This window comes from Sphingomonas sp. FG14 (genome assembly GCF_057809675.1).
The window spans coordinates 157594-173319 of the sequence record NZ_JBMDKK010000006.1; the positions used below are offsets into that span (position 1 = coordinate 157594).

The window sequence follows — 15726 nt, forward strand, 5'->3', positions numbered from 1 at the left end:
CCCGGCGCTTGTCAGCCAAACCGTCCCGGTCGAACTCTCGGCCCAAACTGGTTCTTGTAGAGGACGACGCCGCGCTTCGGCGCGCGCTCCAGCTGCGATTATTCGCGCAAGGTTTCGACGTGCGCGCATTCCCCGCCGCCGCAAATGTGCTAGACGACAAGGCCACCTCCCAGGCCGACGTGCTCATCATCGATGATCGGCTTCCCGATTCCGATGGCATCACTCTGCTTCGCGCGCTCAAGCGGCAAGGCTGGTCGGGACGTGCGGTGCTGATAACCGGCTCTACGTCTTCCGATCTCGTCGCCAGGGCTCGTGACGTGGGTTTTCTGACGGTGCTCGAAAAACCGATCCCGCACCATCGGTTGATCGCAGCGATCCAGGCAGAAGATACACTTGGGATGATGCCATATTGAGATCAGAGAAACGAATGGCTGCCGGCCCTCTCTGAAATTCAGAACTTAGACAGCGCGGTTTACGCAACAACCGCAAATCCATGCCTGCCCATTCCTGGTCCATTGGTTGATATCGCCACCACCGCCAGCCGGCACCGTGGATAGCTTGAGTCACGTCCGACAACCTACGTGAAGCTATTTTTCGACTTCCCGACCTGAGCCGACTTCCTGCGGGTGCAACGCAATCGGTTTCGTACATCTTCGCCCCGCAGACTGCACCCTGCACGGATCACTCGGGTGCGTAGAATTCCTAATTCTAAATCTCGTCAGAACTGGGATACTTCTCCCAGATGTGCGCGACCAGCTTTCGAGCAATGGTGATTCCGCGCTTCACCAACAGGACTACAAGATTTCGGGAGAAGACTGATGAGAATCGAATTTTTTATCTTAGCGCTCGCTGGGATTTCACTTTCAGCCTGCCATCCGCGGCAACCGCTTCCTCCCCTTTCAGGGCCGCCGTCGCCCAAATATGGGTCGACCGCCTTGGATTTGCCGATGCTTCAAGCGCAGGTCAAAGAGGCACGTGGACATAATATATCAGCATGATCCTACGATTGAGCCACGACGATAATTTGCACGCCCGATTCGTTTGATCTTAGAATCCCACCGAAATCGACATTGCTGAAAGGCGATTGCGATCTTCTGCGTTGAACGCTTGACACAGGTTTTCCGACAGTGCTCGAAAAACCGTTCCAGCACCATCGGTTGATCGCTCAGGTCTGGGCGCTTGGTGCGCCAGGACGCTTCGATTCGCGCTGGGATCGCGCCCTCGAGGTTAAGGGCAACGGTACGTACATAACCCAATTCAGCGCGAGCGGCGGCGTCGATAGCATTGAGTCACCAGGCAGATGGAGACTCTCGATGAAGAATGTGCTGGTCCTGATGCACGACGACGCCGGCCAGGAGGCGCGTTTCCAATGCGCCCTCGATCTCGTCCGGGCGCTCGATGGTCATCTCACCTGTCTCGACGTCTCGATCCTGCCGACAATGGCTGATGACTATGCCTTGTTCGGTGGCGCGGCATTGCTGATGGCCGATGAGGAATCCGTCGAACGCGCGAACCGGGCGCGGATGGAAGGCCGGCTCGCCGTTGAGGGCATGCCCTATGACTGGCTTGACGTCACGGACGATCTGAGGCTGGCGATTCGACATGCGGCGACCCTGGCAGATATCATCGTCGTCAATCGGCAGCTGGACAGCGTCGAATATCCCGACATGTTGGGAGCTGCGAGCGAGACCATCGTGACGTCGGGCAAGCCGGTGCTTGCTGTCCCTGAAGACATCCGTCGCTTCGACGCGTTCGGCCACGCATTGATCGCATGGGACGGATCGAGGGCGGCGGAGGCCGCTCTTCGGGCAGCAGTCCCCCTTCTCGCTCGGGCGGAAAGGGTCACGCTGCTTGAGGTAGATGACGGCTCGATCAAGATTCCGGCGTTCGAAGCTGCCGAATATCTCTCACGGCACGATATCAAGCCAACCATTTGCCGCCGCACCGCGCGCGACAGGGCGAGCAGCGAGATTCTTGCCCAGATCCGCGACGTCAAAACCGCTTATCTGGTTATGGGCGGCTTTGGTCACAGCCGGATGGTCGAGGCGATGCTGGGCGGCGTCACCCGCAGGATGCTGCGCGAAGCACCGATTCCGGTGTTGCTGGCGCATTGAGGCGAAGGTGATGGCATCTGCCTCTCCCCCACGGCATCTCATCGTCCTTGGCCATCCTCGCGGCGATAGCCTTAATCATCAGGTTGCCCAGACCTATCGGCGCAGCGTGGAAGAATGCCGGCACGAGGCGGATATCCGCGACCTGTACGCGATCGGTTTCGATCCTCTGTTGCGCAGTCCCTCGACGACCAAGGACATCTCGGATGAAATCGATCGGCTTCGCGCATGCGATGCGCTGGTACTGGTTTATCCGATCTGGATCGGCACGCCGCCTGCGATCATCAAGGGCTATATCGAGCGCGTGCTGGGCGCAGGCTTCGATCCCACGAGAATCAAGGCCGGCAGCATGGCCCTGAGCTGCCGTGACAAGCATCTGCTGACATTCTCGACCTCGGCGACGACGCTGCCCTGGCTCAACGAACGGGGCCAATGGGGGTCGCTTCGGCGCGCCTTTGACAACTATATCGCCGAACTGTTCGGATTCTGCTCTGCCGAGCACGTGCATTTCGACGCCGTCGTTGAAGGGACTCGCGAGAAATATGTCCGTGAAATCCTGGGGCGGACGATTGAAACGGCGCGCAGCAGCTGTGCCGCGATCGGGCAGCGACGGCATGCCGCAGCGGCGCAGGCCGCTCTCGAGGATGCCCAAAGGAACTGACAGCGGCTGCTACCGCATCTGCGCCACCAGCATATCAAGATCGATCGTCACAAAAGTCGTGAATGTGTCTGCCACGCCGTAGGGCAGGAGCAGTGTCCGGCCGATCGCGAGCGCACCGCAGCTATAGGCGACATTGGGTACATAGCCGTCACGCGTATCCGGCCCCGGACGAACGATGGGAACCGTCGAACGCGCGATCAGCTTGCGAGGGTCCGCCTTGTCGAGCAGGCAGGCGCCCAGGCAATAGCTGCGAATCGGCCCAACGCCATGGGTGAGGACAAGCCACCCTTCCTCGATCTCGATCGGCGAACCACCATTGCCGAGCTGAACGAACTCCCAAGGAAAGCGCGGTGATACAAGCACCTCACCTTCGTCCCAGCCATATGGATCGTTCGAACGAAGCAGCCATATATTCTCATGATCCTGGCGGCCGAGCATCGCGTAGCGGCCGTCGATACGACGCGGAAACATCGCCATGCCCTTGGCATCACTGAAGCGGCCGCGAAACGCGCTCAGTTCGAAGCTCGAAAAGTCAGTCGTGCGCAGCAGCTCCGAACGGATCGCTTCGCCGCTGAACGCGGTGTAGGTTCCGAAATAGCTGACCAGACCGTCGTCATCGACGAAGCGCACCAGTCGCAGATCCTCGATGCCGTGGCGCTGCCTGTAGGTGACCGGGAAAATCACGATCTGCGACAGATTGTCGTGCCCGCTGTAGCGCAGCCGCACCCCGGGATCGTCGGGTGCACCGCCGGGTATAGCCTCGATCGCTGGCGAAAATGCCGGAGCGACCGGTTCTTCAACCGTCAATTCCCCCGCACCGTCAAAGATCGCGGTCCTGAAGCTGATCGATGAAACATGTCCCTCACCGATTGCGCGCAAGGAAATGACGAGCCGGACGGCACCTTTGGCCACCCCCTGCTGATCGGGGTGGACCACAAGGCTTGGGTTAAAGAGTGCGGCAGCCTCAAACGAATATTCCTCGGTCAGATATGCGCCCGCCAGAAGGGCCTGCTCCTCACCGATCGCTTGCCCGCGCACCAGGGGTTCGACCATATCGTAATATCGTCGCCTCAGGACATGCACCGGATCATCATGACGCCCTTTCAAGTCGGCGAGGACGCGTGTGAGTTCATCCATGAGCGCGTCCGGCGAAAGCCCCAGCACCCGCGCGGCGATCCGCGCCACACGCGATCCGGCTGCACCGATTGAGCCATCGCCATTCTCTGCCGGAACAAAAGGGCGCAGAACGACCCGCTTGGGTTGTGGCCGAAGCACCCGGCCAACGGGGCGTAAGGTGAGAGCATCTCCGGCGTCCACCCGCTCAGGCCAATGCGGAGAGCGGCGCTCGCGATGTTGCCGCGGAAATGCTCGAGACAGGCCGGATAGCGGGCGCTCGCGAACGATCGACAAACGCCCCCATTGCGCGGTCCACCATCCGCCCCCAGGTGAAGGCGCGGCCCCGGCGATACGCATCTGCCGCCATGTCACATCGGGCCGCATCGTCGATAAGCAGGGAACTTATCGCATCGGCCATCGCTCGGTCGTCGTCAAACCCTACCAGCCGCCCGCGATTGTCCGCCAGCAATTCCGTCGCATGAATATAGGGTGTGGAGACGATCGGTTTGCCCACGCCAAAAGCATAGGACAAGGTGCCCGAGGTGATTTGCCGGGGATTGCGATAGGGCGTCACGTAGATGTCGGCTGTCGCAAGCCTGTCGAGAAGCGCATCCTCGCAAAGGAAACGTTCTTCCCAGTGCAGCGCGTGAGCGACGCCCAGCTCGTCCGCCAGTGCCTTGAGCATGTCACGATGACGCTCGCCTTCGTGTGCGACGAGATGCGGATGCGTGGCGCCGACAATCCTGTAGAGCGTGCCGGGGCAACGGTGGAGAATTGCCGGCATGGCCCGGATCATCGTCTCGATCCCCTTGTCCGGCGATAGCAGGCCAAAGGTCATGATCGTCTTATGGTCCTCATAGCCGAAACAATGTCGCGCAGCTGCAGGCGCGACATATCCACGATCAGGGACGCCATGTTCGATGACGGCGATCTTGGCCGGGGAGATTGCATAGGTCTCGATCAATATCCGTCGGGCTTTCTCCGCCATTACGATGATCGTCGCAACAGTGGAGGCGAGTTGTTCCAGAACCCTTCGCTGATCGCGGTCGGGGCATTCCAGGACCGTGTGGAGAGTGAGCGCGACGGGAATGGACACCCTCGACAAAAGGCCGAGCAGCAAATCTCCGGCAGAGCCGCCGAAGATACCGAATTCATGCTGAATCCACAGTAGTTCGGCGCCGCTCTCGTTGATCCGCTCCGCTGCGCCCCGATAGCTCCGCGCATTCTCCTGATCGATGACGGCAGCAACCGCCGGCGGAAAATCGTAATGCCGTCCGGGATCCACCATCGCGTAGACGTCGGCCCGCAGCCCTGGCCACCGTGTGGTCAATGCGTCATGGACATGGGTGGTGAAGGTGGCGATCCCGCATAGGCGCGGCAGGAAATTTCCGAGCAGCGCAATGTGCCTGATCGGCTGCAGCGCAGTATCCCGCGACATGTTGAGGGCGGGTGCTTGCGCACAGCGCCGGCGCAGAATGACGGATCCTGGATTCACCACCATGGCACGACTCCTGATCGAGGCAGCGGCAGAATGGATTGGTTACCGCACCATAGGGTGTCGCGGGATTGTGGATTCCACTAATCGGCCGGGCACGCAAAGCCTTGAACTCGTGCGGAACAGACACAGCATACGGCCACGCGGAATGTCCGCGCAGCCGTCATGCCACTTGCGATGATGGAAATCAGTAGGTGACGACGATATCGTCTTCGACCTTCCTGACGCCGGGCGCCGACCAGGCGGCGCGCTCGGCGATGCCGCGCTCCGTCCAGGCCTTGACCTTGCCGGTCAATCTGACCGTAGCGCCATCCGTCGAAACGCTGACGCTCGCGGCGTCGAGATCGGCCTGGCGCTTGAATGCAGCCATGATGCGATCCTTGATGTCGGATGCGATTGGCAGCTGCTTGACCTCGATGACGTTGTTCACGCCGATGACACCGTGGACGCGACCGGCGATTCGCCTGGCTTCCTCGCTCTGGTATTTCCAGTCGACGGCGCCGCTCAGCGTCACCCAGCCATGCTCGACCTTGACCTGGATCTTCGCGTCGGGAATCGAGACGCTCCAGGCGAACATGTCGACGATACGTTTGGCGATCTCATGATCGGCGGTCTTCGGATCGGATGCGAAGCGGACCTTGATCTCCTCGGCGAGCGCCTTGACGCCGGCGACACGGCGCGCCGCCTTTTCGGCCGCACTTTTTTCCGGAAAGGTCTTCACATAACCGGAAAGTGTCACGATGCCGTCATGCACCGCGACCCCGATATCGGCATGGTCAACGCTCGGTTCCCATTCGAGTTCGGCCATCACGTCATGCTGCAACTGGCTGTCGGTCTTCTTCATGGGGATTCTCCTTTGAGTGGGGGATGCCGCCCGCAACGCCATTCTGAGCAACAGCGAGCCGGCATTTTATTCGCAATCACACGTAGGGGTGCTCGCGAGCCGATGGCCGAGAACGGCCGTGTGAACCGGCAATCCGCGGATGCAGAGGGATCTTCCACCGTCGTTCGGGGAACCCGATCGCACTCCCGATAAAGTGACTCGCGGTATGGCAGGGGCCGCATAGAGATGGTGGACGTTTCCCAAAGCGCGGCAGGTCGTGGTCAGCTATGATGACTGCTGACGGCGCTCATGACCTCGACAGCGAGGTCGGGCTGGCCACAATGGCAGACGTCGCCGATCGAGAGCATGCCGACCATCCGTTTTTCCCTGTCGACAACGGGCAAGCGCCGGATCTTGAGCGCTTCCATGAGGCGTACCGCATCCTCAATGGACTGTTCCGCCATGCAATAGGCGATCGGCTTGGTCATGACATCGGCGGCCGTCAGCAACGCCGTATCGCCATCGCTGGTCAGGCCACGCACCGCGACGTCACGATCGGTGACCATTCCTACGAGCCTGTCGTTCTGGCCAACCGGGATGGCACCAATATCCTTGTCCCTCATGATCCTCGCTATTTCGGGGATGCAGGTATCGGGCGAAATCCACTCGACCCCGCCATGCATCGCTTCGGCAACTTTCGTGGTCATTGGTCATCTCCTTGAGAGGTCGCGTGCCGCCGCTCGAGGGCGTGCATCGCCGACACAATTTCGCTGTTCGGCCGGCCGATCTGAATTCGTGATTTCACGCATGCCGTCGGAACGCCGGCGCATCGTGGCGGGCGCGTCCGATCACGGGAAATCCTTGCTCCCCTCGCCACCCTGGCTGCGATCACGAGGGGGAAGGCACTCCTGGTTCGAGCGAACGCGATATCGGCCGATCGGTCAGAAAATGCTTGCTCCCCTCGAGCAGGATCAGGACGACGACTCCTGTGCCCAGGGCGATCATGGCCTGAGGGAGCGTAATAGCGGCAAAGCCGAGCATCCGGCCCACCATGGGGACGGTCTCGGCAAGTCCCAGCAAGAGCAGAACCAGCAGCATCACCGCCGCAAGGGCCGGATTTGGTCTTGCCAAGGCGCCCGAAAGCGAGGCCGAGAAACTGCGATTGGCGAGCACCAATGCGATAACCGCCACGACCAGAGCGATGAAAACCGTGCTGCGGAGCTCGGCCGGTTCGACGCTGGACGATACCAACATGAACAGTACGACGCTCACCGCAATGAGCGCCATACCGCCCTGAAGGATCGAACGGCCTATGAGCTGCAGTGAAAGCAGCGATTCCCGAGTGCTGCGCGGCGGCCGTCGCATGATATCCGGTTCTTCGGTTTCCGCCTCGAACGCGATCGAGCAAACCGGATCGATGATCATTTCCAGAAGCGCTATGTGAACGGGCCCAAGCAGGATAGGCAGTCCAAAAACGAGCGAGATCAGCGCCATTCCTGCGATCGGGATGTGTACGGCGACAATGAAGCCCATCGCCTTTTCGAGATTGTCGTAGATGCGGCGCCCCATTCTCACTCCGGCAGCAATCGAACCGAAATCATCATCGAGCAGGACGATCGCCGCCGCCTCGCGCGCGACCTCGCTGCCTCGTTTGCCCATTGCGATTCCGATGTCGGCCGCCTTGAGCGACGGTGCATCGTTCACGCCATCACCGGTCATCCCGACAATCTCGCCCCCGCGCTTCAAGGCCTCGACGATCCGGAGCTTCTGCTCGGGAAGGATGCGCGCAAACACGCCGATCTCGCGCGCGCGCAGTTCGAGTTCGGCGTCATCCATCCCGTCGAGCATCTGGCCCGTCATCACATCATGCGCATCGATGCCCGCGGCCTGGGCGATTGCGCGCGCCGTTTCAGGATAATCGCCGGTAATCATGACAACGCGGATGCCCGCGTTCCGGCAATCGCGAACGGCGGCCGGAACCGAACTGCGCAGCGGGTCGCGCAGGCCCACCAGTCCAAGGAACTCGAATGCGAAGGCACGATGGGTGCTGGGAAGATCGGATCCTTGCCAGCGTGCTTCGGCGACCCCCAGCACGCGCAGCCCCTTGCCGGCCATGGCATCGATCAGCGGCCGAAGTTGAGTGCGCGCCGCTTCGTCCAGTCCGCACAGTTCGGCAATGGCTTCGGGCGCGCCTTTGGATGCGATGACATGATCGTCGGCTTCCTCGCCAAGCGCCCAGGCGCGCGAAACCGCAAGCAGCGATGGCTCGAGAGGATAATGACGCTTCAGATTGTGGGCGTCGGCCTGCACAGGCGTCGGCCCGTCACCATTCTGCTCGCTCGCGAGATCGTGAAAGGCGATTTCCATCGGATCGAACGGGTCGACCGCGCTTGCCAGAACCCCCAATTCCGTCAGTCGCCGAAAGTCGGGCGGCAGAATCCCCTGCTCGAACGGCGAACAGCGACTGCCATCCGGCAATCGCAGCTCCGCAACCTGCATCCGGTTTTCAGTGAGAGTGCCCGTCTTGTCCGTGCACAGCACGGTGGCCGCGCCCAGCGTCTCGATTGCGGCCGCCCGCCTCAGGAGCACGTGGACCCGCGACATCCGCAGCGCCCCCATCGCAAGGAAGATCGCCAGGACAACGGGAAATTCTTCGGGAAGCAGCGACATACCAAGCGCGATCCCGGCCAGTGCCGCCTCGAGCCACGAACCGCGCATCAAACCGTAGAGCAACACCGCTGCAACGATCGCCACCCCGGCACCCAGCGCGAACAACAGCACCAGGCGGCGGGTCTCGCGATACAGTCTCGGCGCCCCCGTTTCGAGAAGCGCGAGCGATCCGCCGATACGGCCCATCTCGCTGAGTGCGCCCGTCGCCGCGACACGGGTGAGGCCACCTCCACCCACGACAAGCGTTCCGGCGAAGACATAGGGGATCTCCTCGCCGCCCGGCCTTGGAATTCCGTTGCCTTGATGATCCGCGATCTGCTTTTTTCCGACCGGCACAGACTCGCCGGTCAGCAAGGATTCCTCGAGCAACAGCCCGTCATTCTCGATGACCCAGCCGTCTGCGGCAACCCTGTCGCCCTCGGCAAGCACCACCAGATCCCCACGGACGATCTCGCGGGCGGCGACGCTGCGGCGTCGACCTTCACGAATGACGAGCGCCCGCGGACTGGCGATGCTTCGCAAGGCGGCAAGCGCGCGTTCGCTCCTCGCCTCCTGGATGATGGTGACGAATACCGAGAAAGCGGCGAACACGATCAGCATGACAGCTTCGTGGACGTCACCCAGCAACAGATAGACCGAGCCCCCCGCCAGCAGCATGAGCAGCATTGGCTCACGCAGCACATCAAGGACCACGATCGCCAGGGATCGCTTGCGCACCGCGGTGAGTTCGTTCGGGCCATCGTGTTCAAGCCGCGCCCGCGCATCCGCCTCGGTCAATCCCCGGGGCTGGAAATTCGCCGCATCCGTCATCCGGCGCCTCAGTCGCGCACGACAAGGACCGAACAGCGCGCATGGCGGACGACACGCGCGGCGTTGGTTCCCAGGAGATAATCCTTCATTGCCGGCCGGTGTGCCGCGAGCACGATCAGGTCCGCGCCGATGCGTGAGGCGATGTCGAGGATTCCCGCATAGATCGAGCCGGTTTCGACGTGCCGTCTGATCGGGCCGGCACCCTGGATGGTATCGCCAAGGCTGTTGAGACGCGCGCGAACCTTTTCCAGCAGTTCGTCGAACCCAATCGGCGACCATTGTGCATCAAGCATCAGCCGTCCATCTGGAACAACCGTACAGAGCGTAAGCGAAGCCTTGAAGCACTGGCACAGCGAAACCGCGGCGGGAATCGCCTTCGCCCAGGAAGATGCTTCATTGAGATCGACCGGGACAAGAATGCTTCGGTACATATCGGCCTTCCCTATCTCTCGGCGCCTCGACCGCACTGGCCGATTTCAAGTCTAGAAACCCGCATGCGACGTCGCGCTTGGGGAACATACCTATGCGCCGTCGGACCGATTTATTCGAAGGCTCGAACAGCCGGGATTGGGACAATCCCGTATCGCTTTGCTGGTGAGCTCCGTCATGCTGACCGGATGACCCGAAACATGCCCGCCGACCGAGCAGGTCCGCAAAGCCCCGCAGAGGCCGTCTCGCGGCCACTGGTGCTCGATTTGAAACAGATCGGCATCGGCGACCTGGCCGATGTGGGCGGCAAGAATGCCTCTCTCGGCGAAATGATCCGGCATCTCGCATCCCGGGGCGTGCGCGTGCCCGATGGCTTTGCAGTCACCGCCGAGGCATATCGCCTGCTGATCGGGCAAGGCCGGCTTGATGAGACACTGAAAGCCACGCTCATGCGCTACCGCGCCGGAGACTTGACGCTGGGCGAAACCGGTGCGGCCATTCGCAGGGCGATCGGCTCCGCCCCGCTTCCGCCTCCGGTGATCTCGGCGATCCGACAGGCATATCGGGCGCTCGGACGCACGGGCGGAGGCAATAAGGCGGCCGTAGCGGTCCGCTCGAGCGCCACGGCTGAAGACCTGCCTGATGCGAGCTTCGCCGGACAACAGGAAAGCTTCCTCAACATTCGGGGCGAGGAGGCGCTTCTGGATGCATGCCGCGCCTGCTACGCATCCTTGTTCACGGACCGCGCGATCGCTTATCGCGAGGCCAAGGGCTTCGACCACGGAGCCGTCGCACTTTCGATCGGCGTGCAACGAATGGTCCGTTCCGATCTGGGCGCCGCCGGCGTCATGTTCACACTCGATCCTGATACCGGTTTTCCCAATGTGGTGACGATCAGCGCGAGCTGGGGACTGGGCGAAGCGGTGGTCAAGGGAAGCGTTGATCCCGACCTGTATCGGGTATTCAAACCGCTGTTGGACAGGCCCGGCATCAGCCCGATCATCGAGCGCAGATGCGGCCGAAAGGCCAGCAAGATGCTTTACCGGCTTCCTGGCGGAACCCGAAGCACCAGGACGTCCGGGGCGGAGCGCAGCGCTCTCGTGCTCAGCGACCCTGAAGTCCTCCAGCTTGCCCGATGGGCGCTGTGTGTCGAGGAACATTATGGGCGCCCAATGGACATGGAGTGGGCCAAGGATGGCGAAACCGGCGAAGTTTTTCTTGTTCAGGCGCGACCCGAGACGGTCCATGCGCGATCCCCGGCCGATACCCTCAAGCGCTGGCGGCTGGACAGCGCAGGCTCCGTTCTCGTGACAGGCGCATCGGTCGGGCAATCCATAGCCGCGGGTCCCGTGCGGCTGGTGAGGGACGCGGGCGATGTCGCGATCTTCCCCGACGGCGCAATCCTGGTCACCGAGCGCACCGATCCGGACTGGGTTCCCCTGATGCGACGCGCGGCAGGCATCGTGACCGACCATGGCGGTTCGACAAGTCATGCCGCGATCGTCAGCCGCGAGCTCGGGGTGCCGGCCATAGTCGGGACGGGCGACGGAACGCGGCGGCTCGTCAATGGAATGTGGGTGACGCTCGATTGCTCGCAAGGCGAGCAGGGGCGTGTCTTCGAGGGGCGGCTCGCCCATCATTGCGACGAGATCGCGCTCGATGCCCTGCCGCCAGCGCGCACAAAAATGATGGTCAATCTCGCGGAACCCGACAGCGCCTTTGCATGGTGGCGATTGCCGGCCAAGGGCGTGGGACTCGCACGCATGGAATTCATCATCGGCAGCCTGATCAGGATACATCCGATGGCGCTGGCCCACCCCGAGCTTGTGAACGATCCGCGCGAACGCGATCGGATCGCGCGGCTGACACAGCCTTATGCCAATCCCGCCGACTATTTCGTCGACATGCTTTCACTTGGCATCGCACGCATCGCGGCGACCTTTTACCCGCATCCTGCGATCGTGCGGCTGAGCGATTTCAAGACCAACGAATATGCAGCGCTGATCGGCGGCGCGGATTTCGAACCTCACGAAGAAAATCCGATGCTCGGTTTCCGTGGCGCCTCACGCTATTATGACGCGCGCTACAAGGACGGTTTCGCGCTCGAATGTCGGGCAATCAAGCGCGCGCGAGAGACGATCGGGCTCGATAACGTCATCGTCATGGTCCCATTCTGCCGAACGCCCGACGAAGCACGGCGCGTGATCGCCGAGCTTGCCCTGAACGGGCTGGTGCGCGGCGATGCCGGGCTGCAACTCTACATGATGTGCGAAATTCCATCGAACATCATCCGTGCCGAAGAATTCGCGACGCTGTTCGACGGTTTTTCGATCGGATCGAACGACCTCACACAGCTCCTGCTCGGTGTCGATCGGGATTCCGCGCAGCTTGCCTCCCTGTTCGACGAGAATGATGCAGCCGTCACGACCATGATTGCCGACGTGATCCGGCGCGCCCACGCCGCGGGCATCCAAATCGGCATTTGCGGCGAGGCGCCGAGCAACGATCCCGCGTTCGCCCGCTTCCTCGTGCAGCAGGAGATCGATTCAATCTCCCTGAACCCGGACAGCTTCGCTGGAACGCTCGAGCATGTCGCGAAAGCCGAGCAGGCGAGAAAGCGGAAACATTAGGATGCCCATTGCAACGCTCACCATGAATCCGGCGCTGGACATCACGACGGAGACGCCTGAACTCGTTTCTGGCCACAAGCTTCGTTGCGGCACGCCTATCCTGGATCCCGGCGGCGGCGGCATCAACGTCGCCCGTGCGATCCACACCCTGGGGGGATCGGCGACCGCCGTTTTTCCAGCGGGCGGGACGGTCGGGGAGCGACTGGTCCAATTGCTTGGGGACGCAGAAGTTTCCATCAGCCGGATCATGATCACGGGCACCACGCGCGAGAGCTTCACTGTCGATGAAACGAGCACCGGCCGCCAATACCGCTTCGTCCTGCCTGGTCCAACGCTCACCGAAAACGACTATGTCGCCTGCCTCAACCGCGTTGCCGACATCACCCCGCGGCCGCGTTGGCTCGTGACGAGCGGCAGCCTCCCTCCCGGGGTACCGGACCATTTCTACGCGCTGCTTGGCAGGCTGTGTCGTGCCTGCGGGATCGCACTGATCCTCGACAGTTCGGGAGCCGCATTCTCCAAGTGCGATGTGCTCGATGCGTATCTGATCAAACCCAGCCTAAAGGAACTGGAAGCAGCGGTCGGACGCAGCCTGCCTGACGAGGTCGCGCAAATCGATGCCGCGAGAACATTGCAGTCGCGCGGCTTCGCACGCTCCGTACTTGTTTCTCTCGGCGGAAACGGCGCGCTGCTCGTCACCTCCAAGTCCGCATATCGCTTCGAAACGCCCAGCGTAGAGATTCGCAGCACCGTCGGCGCAGGGGATTCGATGCTGGCGGGCGTGACGCTCAAGCTGTCCCGCGGAGACACGCTTGTCGAGGCCGTGCGCTTCGGCGTTGCGGCAGGGGCAGCTGCGCTCACGGCTCGGGGCACGGCTCTTGCGCGACGCGCGGAGGTCGAACGTCTCGTTGAACGGGTTCCGGCTCCAGTCAGGCTGGACAATCTTCGCGATCCCACCGGAATGTGACTTCGAATCAGACTATGGATCGGATTGCCTGGATCATCCGCTATTGTCCCTCGACTTTTCTGCGCAGAAGCCTCCAAGCATCAAAGATCGCAAGCGGCCGCCTTCACGAAACGACAGATGCGTCGGTCTCGCAGGACGCGACCTCGAAGCAAAGCGGCTCACCATCCGATGTGCTGACCGTCAGATAATCGCCAGGCTGAAGCCGGTGGGTCTCAAGGTGGAAGACCGCTTCATCCTCATCCTCGCCCGGCTCATAAGTGAAGATCCATTGATCGTCCCGATGACCGACATGGCCGGCACGGTCGGGTTCGTCAGGCAATGAGCGCAACACCGTCGCGCGCGCCGGCTCGGCGCGCAATGCGAGTGGATCGACGAAGCCGTTCTCGTCGAGCGGCAGGCGAAGGAGATAGCATCGCGCGTGCGAGCCCGAAGGCTCCGACTTGGTGCGAGCCAGATCCAGGCGGATCATGTGCCAGGTCATCGATGGTTCCTTTCAGTGCGACAGCAGAACGGGAATTCGCGCATCGTCGACGAGATCGCGCGTGACACCGCCAAGCACGACCTCGCGTACCCGCGAATGCGCGAAGCCCCCGACAGCCAGAAGATCTGCCCCGACCTGAAGCGCATAGTCCTGCAGCGCCTCTGAATCGCGCAATGCCGAACCGGTGACCCGGTTGATGTCCACCATCAGGCCGTGCCGCATCAAATGCCGCTTCACTTCGGCCAGTGCACGCTCATCCCCGGCGGCGTCCTGGCAGACCGTCACGATATCCACGCGTGCGCCCGGCTCGATCATGCCGACAAGGTCATGCACGGCCCGATTTACCTCCGCACCCGCCTTCCAACCGATGACGGCGCGCCTAATCCGCGTGAGCCGGCTTTCGGGCGGAAGGATGAGGATCGGGGTACCGGCGGAAAGGATCATCGTTTCCAGGACCCGTCGGCGCAGCCAAGCCAGCGTCCAGGTCGAAGCTGGCCCGACCATGATGAGATCGGCCAGTTGGCGGCTGCGCCGAACATCGCCGGCAAGCCAGGCGACGTCGTCATGAAGGCCGAACACGGAAACCGGGCAGGCGGCTTGGGTCGTGAACATCTTCACCGCCTCGACATTCAGGCGCGAATTCTGCTCAAGCGCGGGTTCTGGAAGATAGAGCGCACCGAACGGCGCCAGTGCGGGCATTGCCACCGGTCCCGGGGTCAGCACCGCGATCTCAAGATGCGCGCGCCATGACTCCGCCAGCGCGACAGCCGCCCTCACGATCGGCTCACCCTCGACGGGCGCCTCGATGACGGCCAGGATATCCTTGATCATCGGATCGTCTCCTTTGCCCGCATAAGGGCGACGAACGGGACTTGGCGCATCTAGGAGATTCCCTTAGACGCCGCGTCCCGGGTGGCAGGCCGTGCCGGACAGGCGGCACATCACGCAGCGGGACATCAATATCTTCGGCTCAGCCGCGTCACGCTCGCCGCCGCGCCTGCCTGAACGGACGCATCATCGCATTCCTGCTCGAGTTCGGCGCGGATCCGCTCGATCTCCTGGTCGGTACGATGCTCGATACCGACAAATTCATTGCGCGCGTCGGTCATGGCCCGGATGATCTCATCGAGCTTGGCCTGCATCGCCGCGGCGTCACGATTTTGCGAATTCTGGATCAGGAACACCATCAGGAAGGTGATGATGGTCGTCGCGGTGTTCACCACGAGCTGCCAGCTATCCGAATATTGAAAGATCGGTCCGGTCAGTATCCAGCCGAAAACCAAGCTTATGGCTGCGATAAAGGCCAAGGGCTGGCCAGCGAGGCCGGCGACGCGTCCTGCGATCCGCGTGAAGATCCTGTCCAAGCCCGGCACTCCCCTCAACAGTCTGGCGAGCGCGAGGCGAAGTGCCGACTCCTGACCGAAACCGTGAAGCCGCGCCGCCAGACGACGAACTAGATCGCACATCGACCCTGTCATATCGGTAGATTCCCGGAGGCTCGGAACGTGCGGGTTCCGGACCTGTCGCCGCACT

Annotated in this window: 14 protein-coding genes; 5 read left to right on the forward strand and 9 right to left on the reverse strand. The window is 62.1% G+C overall.

Annotated elements, in window-relative coordinates:
* Positions 1–8: 8 nt before the first annotated feature.
* The 3 genes from ACODTA_RS18370 to ACODTA_RS18380 all read left to right on the forward strand — a co-directional run bounded on the left by ACODTA_RS18370 (position 9) and on the right by ACODTA_RS18380 (position 2772).
* Positions 9–413, forward strand: a complete 405-nt coding sequence (locus ACODTA_RS18370; RefSeq protein ID WP_489067429.1) for a response regulator — start codon at positions 9–11, stop codon at positions 411–413.
* A 714-nt stretch (positions 414–1127) separates the two neighbouring features.
* Complete coding sequence (locus ACODTA_RS18375; protein WP_489067430.1) at positions 1128–2114, forward strand: universal stress protein; 987 nt, start codon at positions 1128–1130, stop codon at positions 2112–2114.
* Positions 2115–2124: 10 nt separating this feature from the next.
* A complete protein-coding gene (locus tag ACODTA_RS18380; RefSeq protein WP_489067431.1) occupies positions 2125–2772 on the forward strand; it encodes an NAD(P)H-dependent oxidoreductase in 648 nt (215 codons plus the stop codon).
* Between the two features lie 9 nt (positions 2773–2781).
* On the opposite strand, the gene ACODTA_RS18385 is transcribed toward ACODTA_RS18380, so the two are convergent.
* From ACODTA_RS18385 to ACODTA_RS18410, 6 genes are all read right to left on the reverse strand, one after another.
* Complete coding sequence (locus ACODTA_RS18385) at positions 2782–3957, reverse strand: glycoside hydrolase family 130 protein (protein ID WP_489067432.1); 1176 nt, start codon at positions 3955–3957, stop codon at positions 2782–2784.
* A gap of 136 nt (positions 3958–4093) precedes the next feature.
* A complete protein-coding gene (locus ACODTA_RS18390) occupies positions 4094–5389 on the reverse strand; it encodes a glycosyltransferase (protein ID WP_489067433.1) in 1296 nt (431 codons plus the stop codon).
* 181 nt (positions 5390–5570) lie between these two features.
* On the reverse strand, positions 5571–6227 hold the full coding sequence (locus ACODTA_RS18395; RefSeq protein WP_489067434.1) for a BON domain-containing protein: 657 nt from the start codon (positions 6225–6227) through the stop codon (positions 5571–5573).
* A 260-nt stretch (positions 6228–6487) separates the two neighbouring features.
* Positions 6488–6913, reverse strand: a complete 426-nt coding sequence (locus ACODTA_RS18400; RefSeq protein ID WP_489067435.1) for a CBS domain-containing protein — start codon at positions 6911–6913, stop codon at positions 6488–6490.
* 181 nt (positions 6914–7094) lie between these two features.
* Complete coding sequence (locus tag ACODTA_RS18405; RefSeq protein WP_489067436.1) at positions 7095–9686, reverse strand: cation-translocating P-type ATPase; 2592 nt, start codon at positions 9684–9686, stop codon at positions 7095–7097.
* Positions 9687–9694: 8 nt separating this feature from the next.
* Positions 9695–10117, reverse strand: coding sequence for a universal stress protein (locus tag ACODTA_RS18410; protein ID WP_489067437.1), 423 nt, complete (start codon positions 10115–10117; stop codon positions 9695–9697).
* Between the two features lie 198 nt (positions 10118–10315).
* On the opposite strand from ACODTA_RS18410, the gene ppsA reads away from it, so the two are divergent.
* The gene (gene ppsA, locus ACODTA_RS18415) at positions 10316–12745 is read left to right on the forward strand and encodes a phosphoenolpyruvate synthase (protein WP_489067490.1); all 2430 of its coding nucleotides are present in this window, start codon (positions 10316–10318) and stop codon (positions 12743–12745) included.
* A 1-nt stretch (position 12746) separates the two neighbouring features.
* Positions 12747–13712, forward strand: a complete 966-nt coding sequence (locus ACODTA_RS18420) for a 1-phosphofructokinase family hexose kinase (protein WP_489067438.1) — start codon at positions 12747–12749, stop codon at positions 13710–13712.
* Positions 13713–13815: 103 nt separating this feature from the next.
* Here the strand turns inward: ACODTA_RS18420 and ACODTA_RS18425 are convergent, their stop codons facing one another.
* From ACODTA_RS18425 to ACODTA_RS18435, 3 genes are all read right to left on the reverse strand, one after another.
* The gene (locus ACODTA_RS18425) at positions 13816–14193 is read right to left on the reverse strand and encodes a sortase family protein (RefSeq protein WP_489067439.1); all 378 of its coding nucleotides are present in this window, start codon (positions 14191–14193) and stop codon (positions 13816–13818) included.
* Positions 14194–14205: 12 nt separating this feature from the next.
* Positions 14206–15024 carry a universal stress protein gene (locus ACODTA_RS18430; protein WP_489067440.1) on the reverse strand — a complete coding sequence of 273 codons (819 nt, stop codon included), beginning with the start codon at positions 15022–15024 and terminating at the stop codon, positions 14206–14208.
* A gap of 125 nt (positions 15025–15149) precedes the next feature.
* A complete protein-coding gene (locus tag ACODTA_RS18435) occupies positions 15150–15557 on the reverse strand; it encodes a low affinity iron permease family protein (protein ID WP_489067491.1) in 408 nt (135 codons plus the stop codon).
* Between the last annotated feature and the right edge of the window lie 169 nt (positions 15558–15726).

Excerpts from the sequence above, each read along its gene's own strand:
- ACODTA_RS18395 (WP_489067434.1), bottom strand. The coding sequence starts at position 6,227 with ATGAAGAAGACCGACAGCCAGTTGCAGCATGACGTGATGGCCGAACTC.
- ACODTA_RS18425 (WP_489067439.1), bottom strand. The coding sequence starts at position 14,193 with ATGACCTGGCACATGATCCGCCTGGATCTGGCTCGCACCAAGTCGGAG.
- ACODTA_RS18380 (WP_489067431.1), top strand. The coding sequence starts at position 2,125 with ATGGCATCTGCCTCTCCCCCACGGCATCTCATCGTCCTTGGCCATCCT.
- ACODTA_RS18405 (WP_489067436.1), bottom strand. The coding sequence starts at position 9,686 with ATGACGGATGCGGCGAATTTCCAGCCCCGGGGATTGACCGAGGCGGAT.
- ACODTA_RS18420 (WP_489067438.1), top strand. The coding sequence starts at position 12,747 with ATGCCCATTGCAACGCTCACCATGAATCCGGCGCTGGACATCACGACG.
- ACODTA_RS18430 (WP_489067440.1), bottom strand. The coding sequence starts at position 15,024 with ATGATCAAGGATATCCTGGCCGTCATCGAGGCGCCCGTCGAGGGTGAG.
- ACODTA_RS18410 (WP_489067437.1), bottom strand. The coding sequence starts at position 10,117 with ATGTACCGAAGCATTCTTGTCCCGGTCGATCTCAATGAAGCATCTTCC.
- ACODTA_RS18400 (WP_489067435.1), bottom strand. The coding sequence starts at position 6,913 with ATGACCACGAAAGTTGCCGAAGCGATGCATGGCGGGGTCGAGTGGATT.
- ACODTA_RS18390 (WP_489067433.1), bottom strand. The coding sequence starts at position 5,389 with ATGGTGGTGAATCCAGGATCCGTCATTCTGCGCCGGCGCTGTGCGCAA.
- ppsA (WP_489067490.1), top strand. The coding sequence starts at position 10,316 with ATGCCCGCCGACCGAGCAGGTCCGCAAAGCCCCGCAGAGGCCGTCTCG.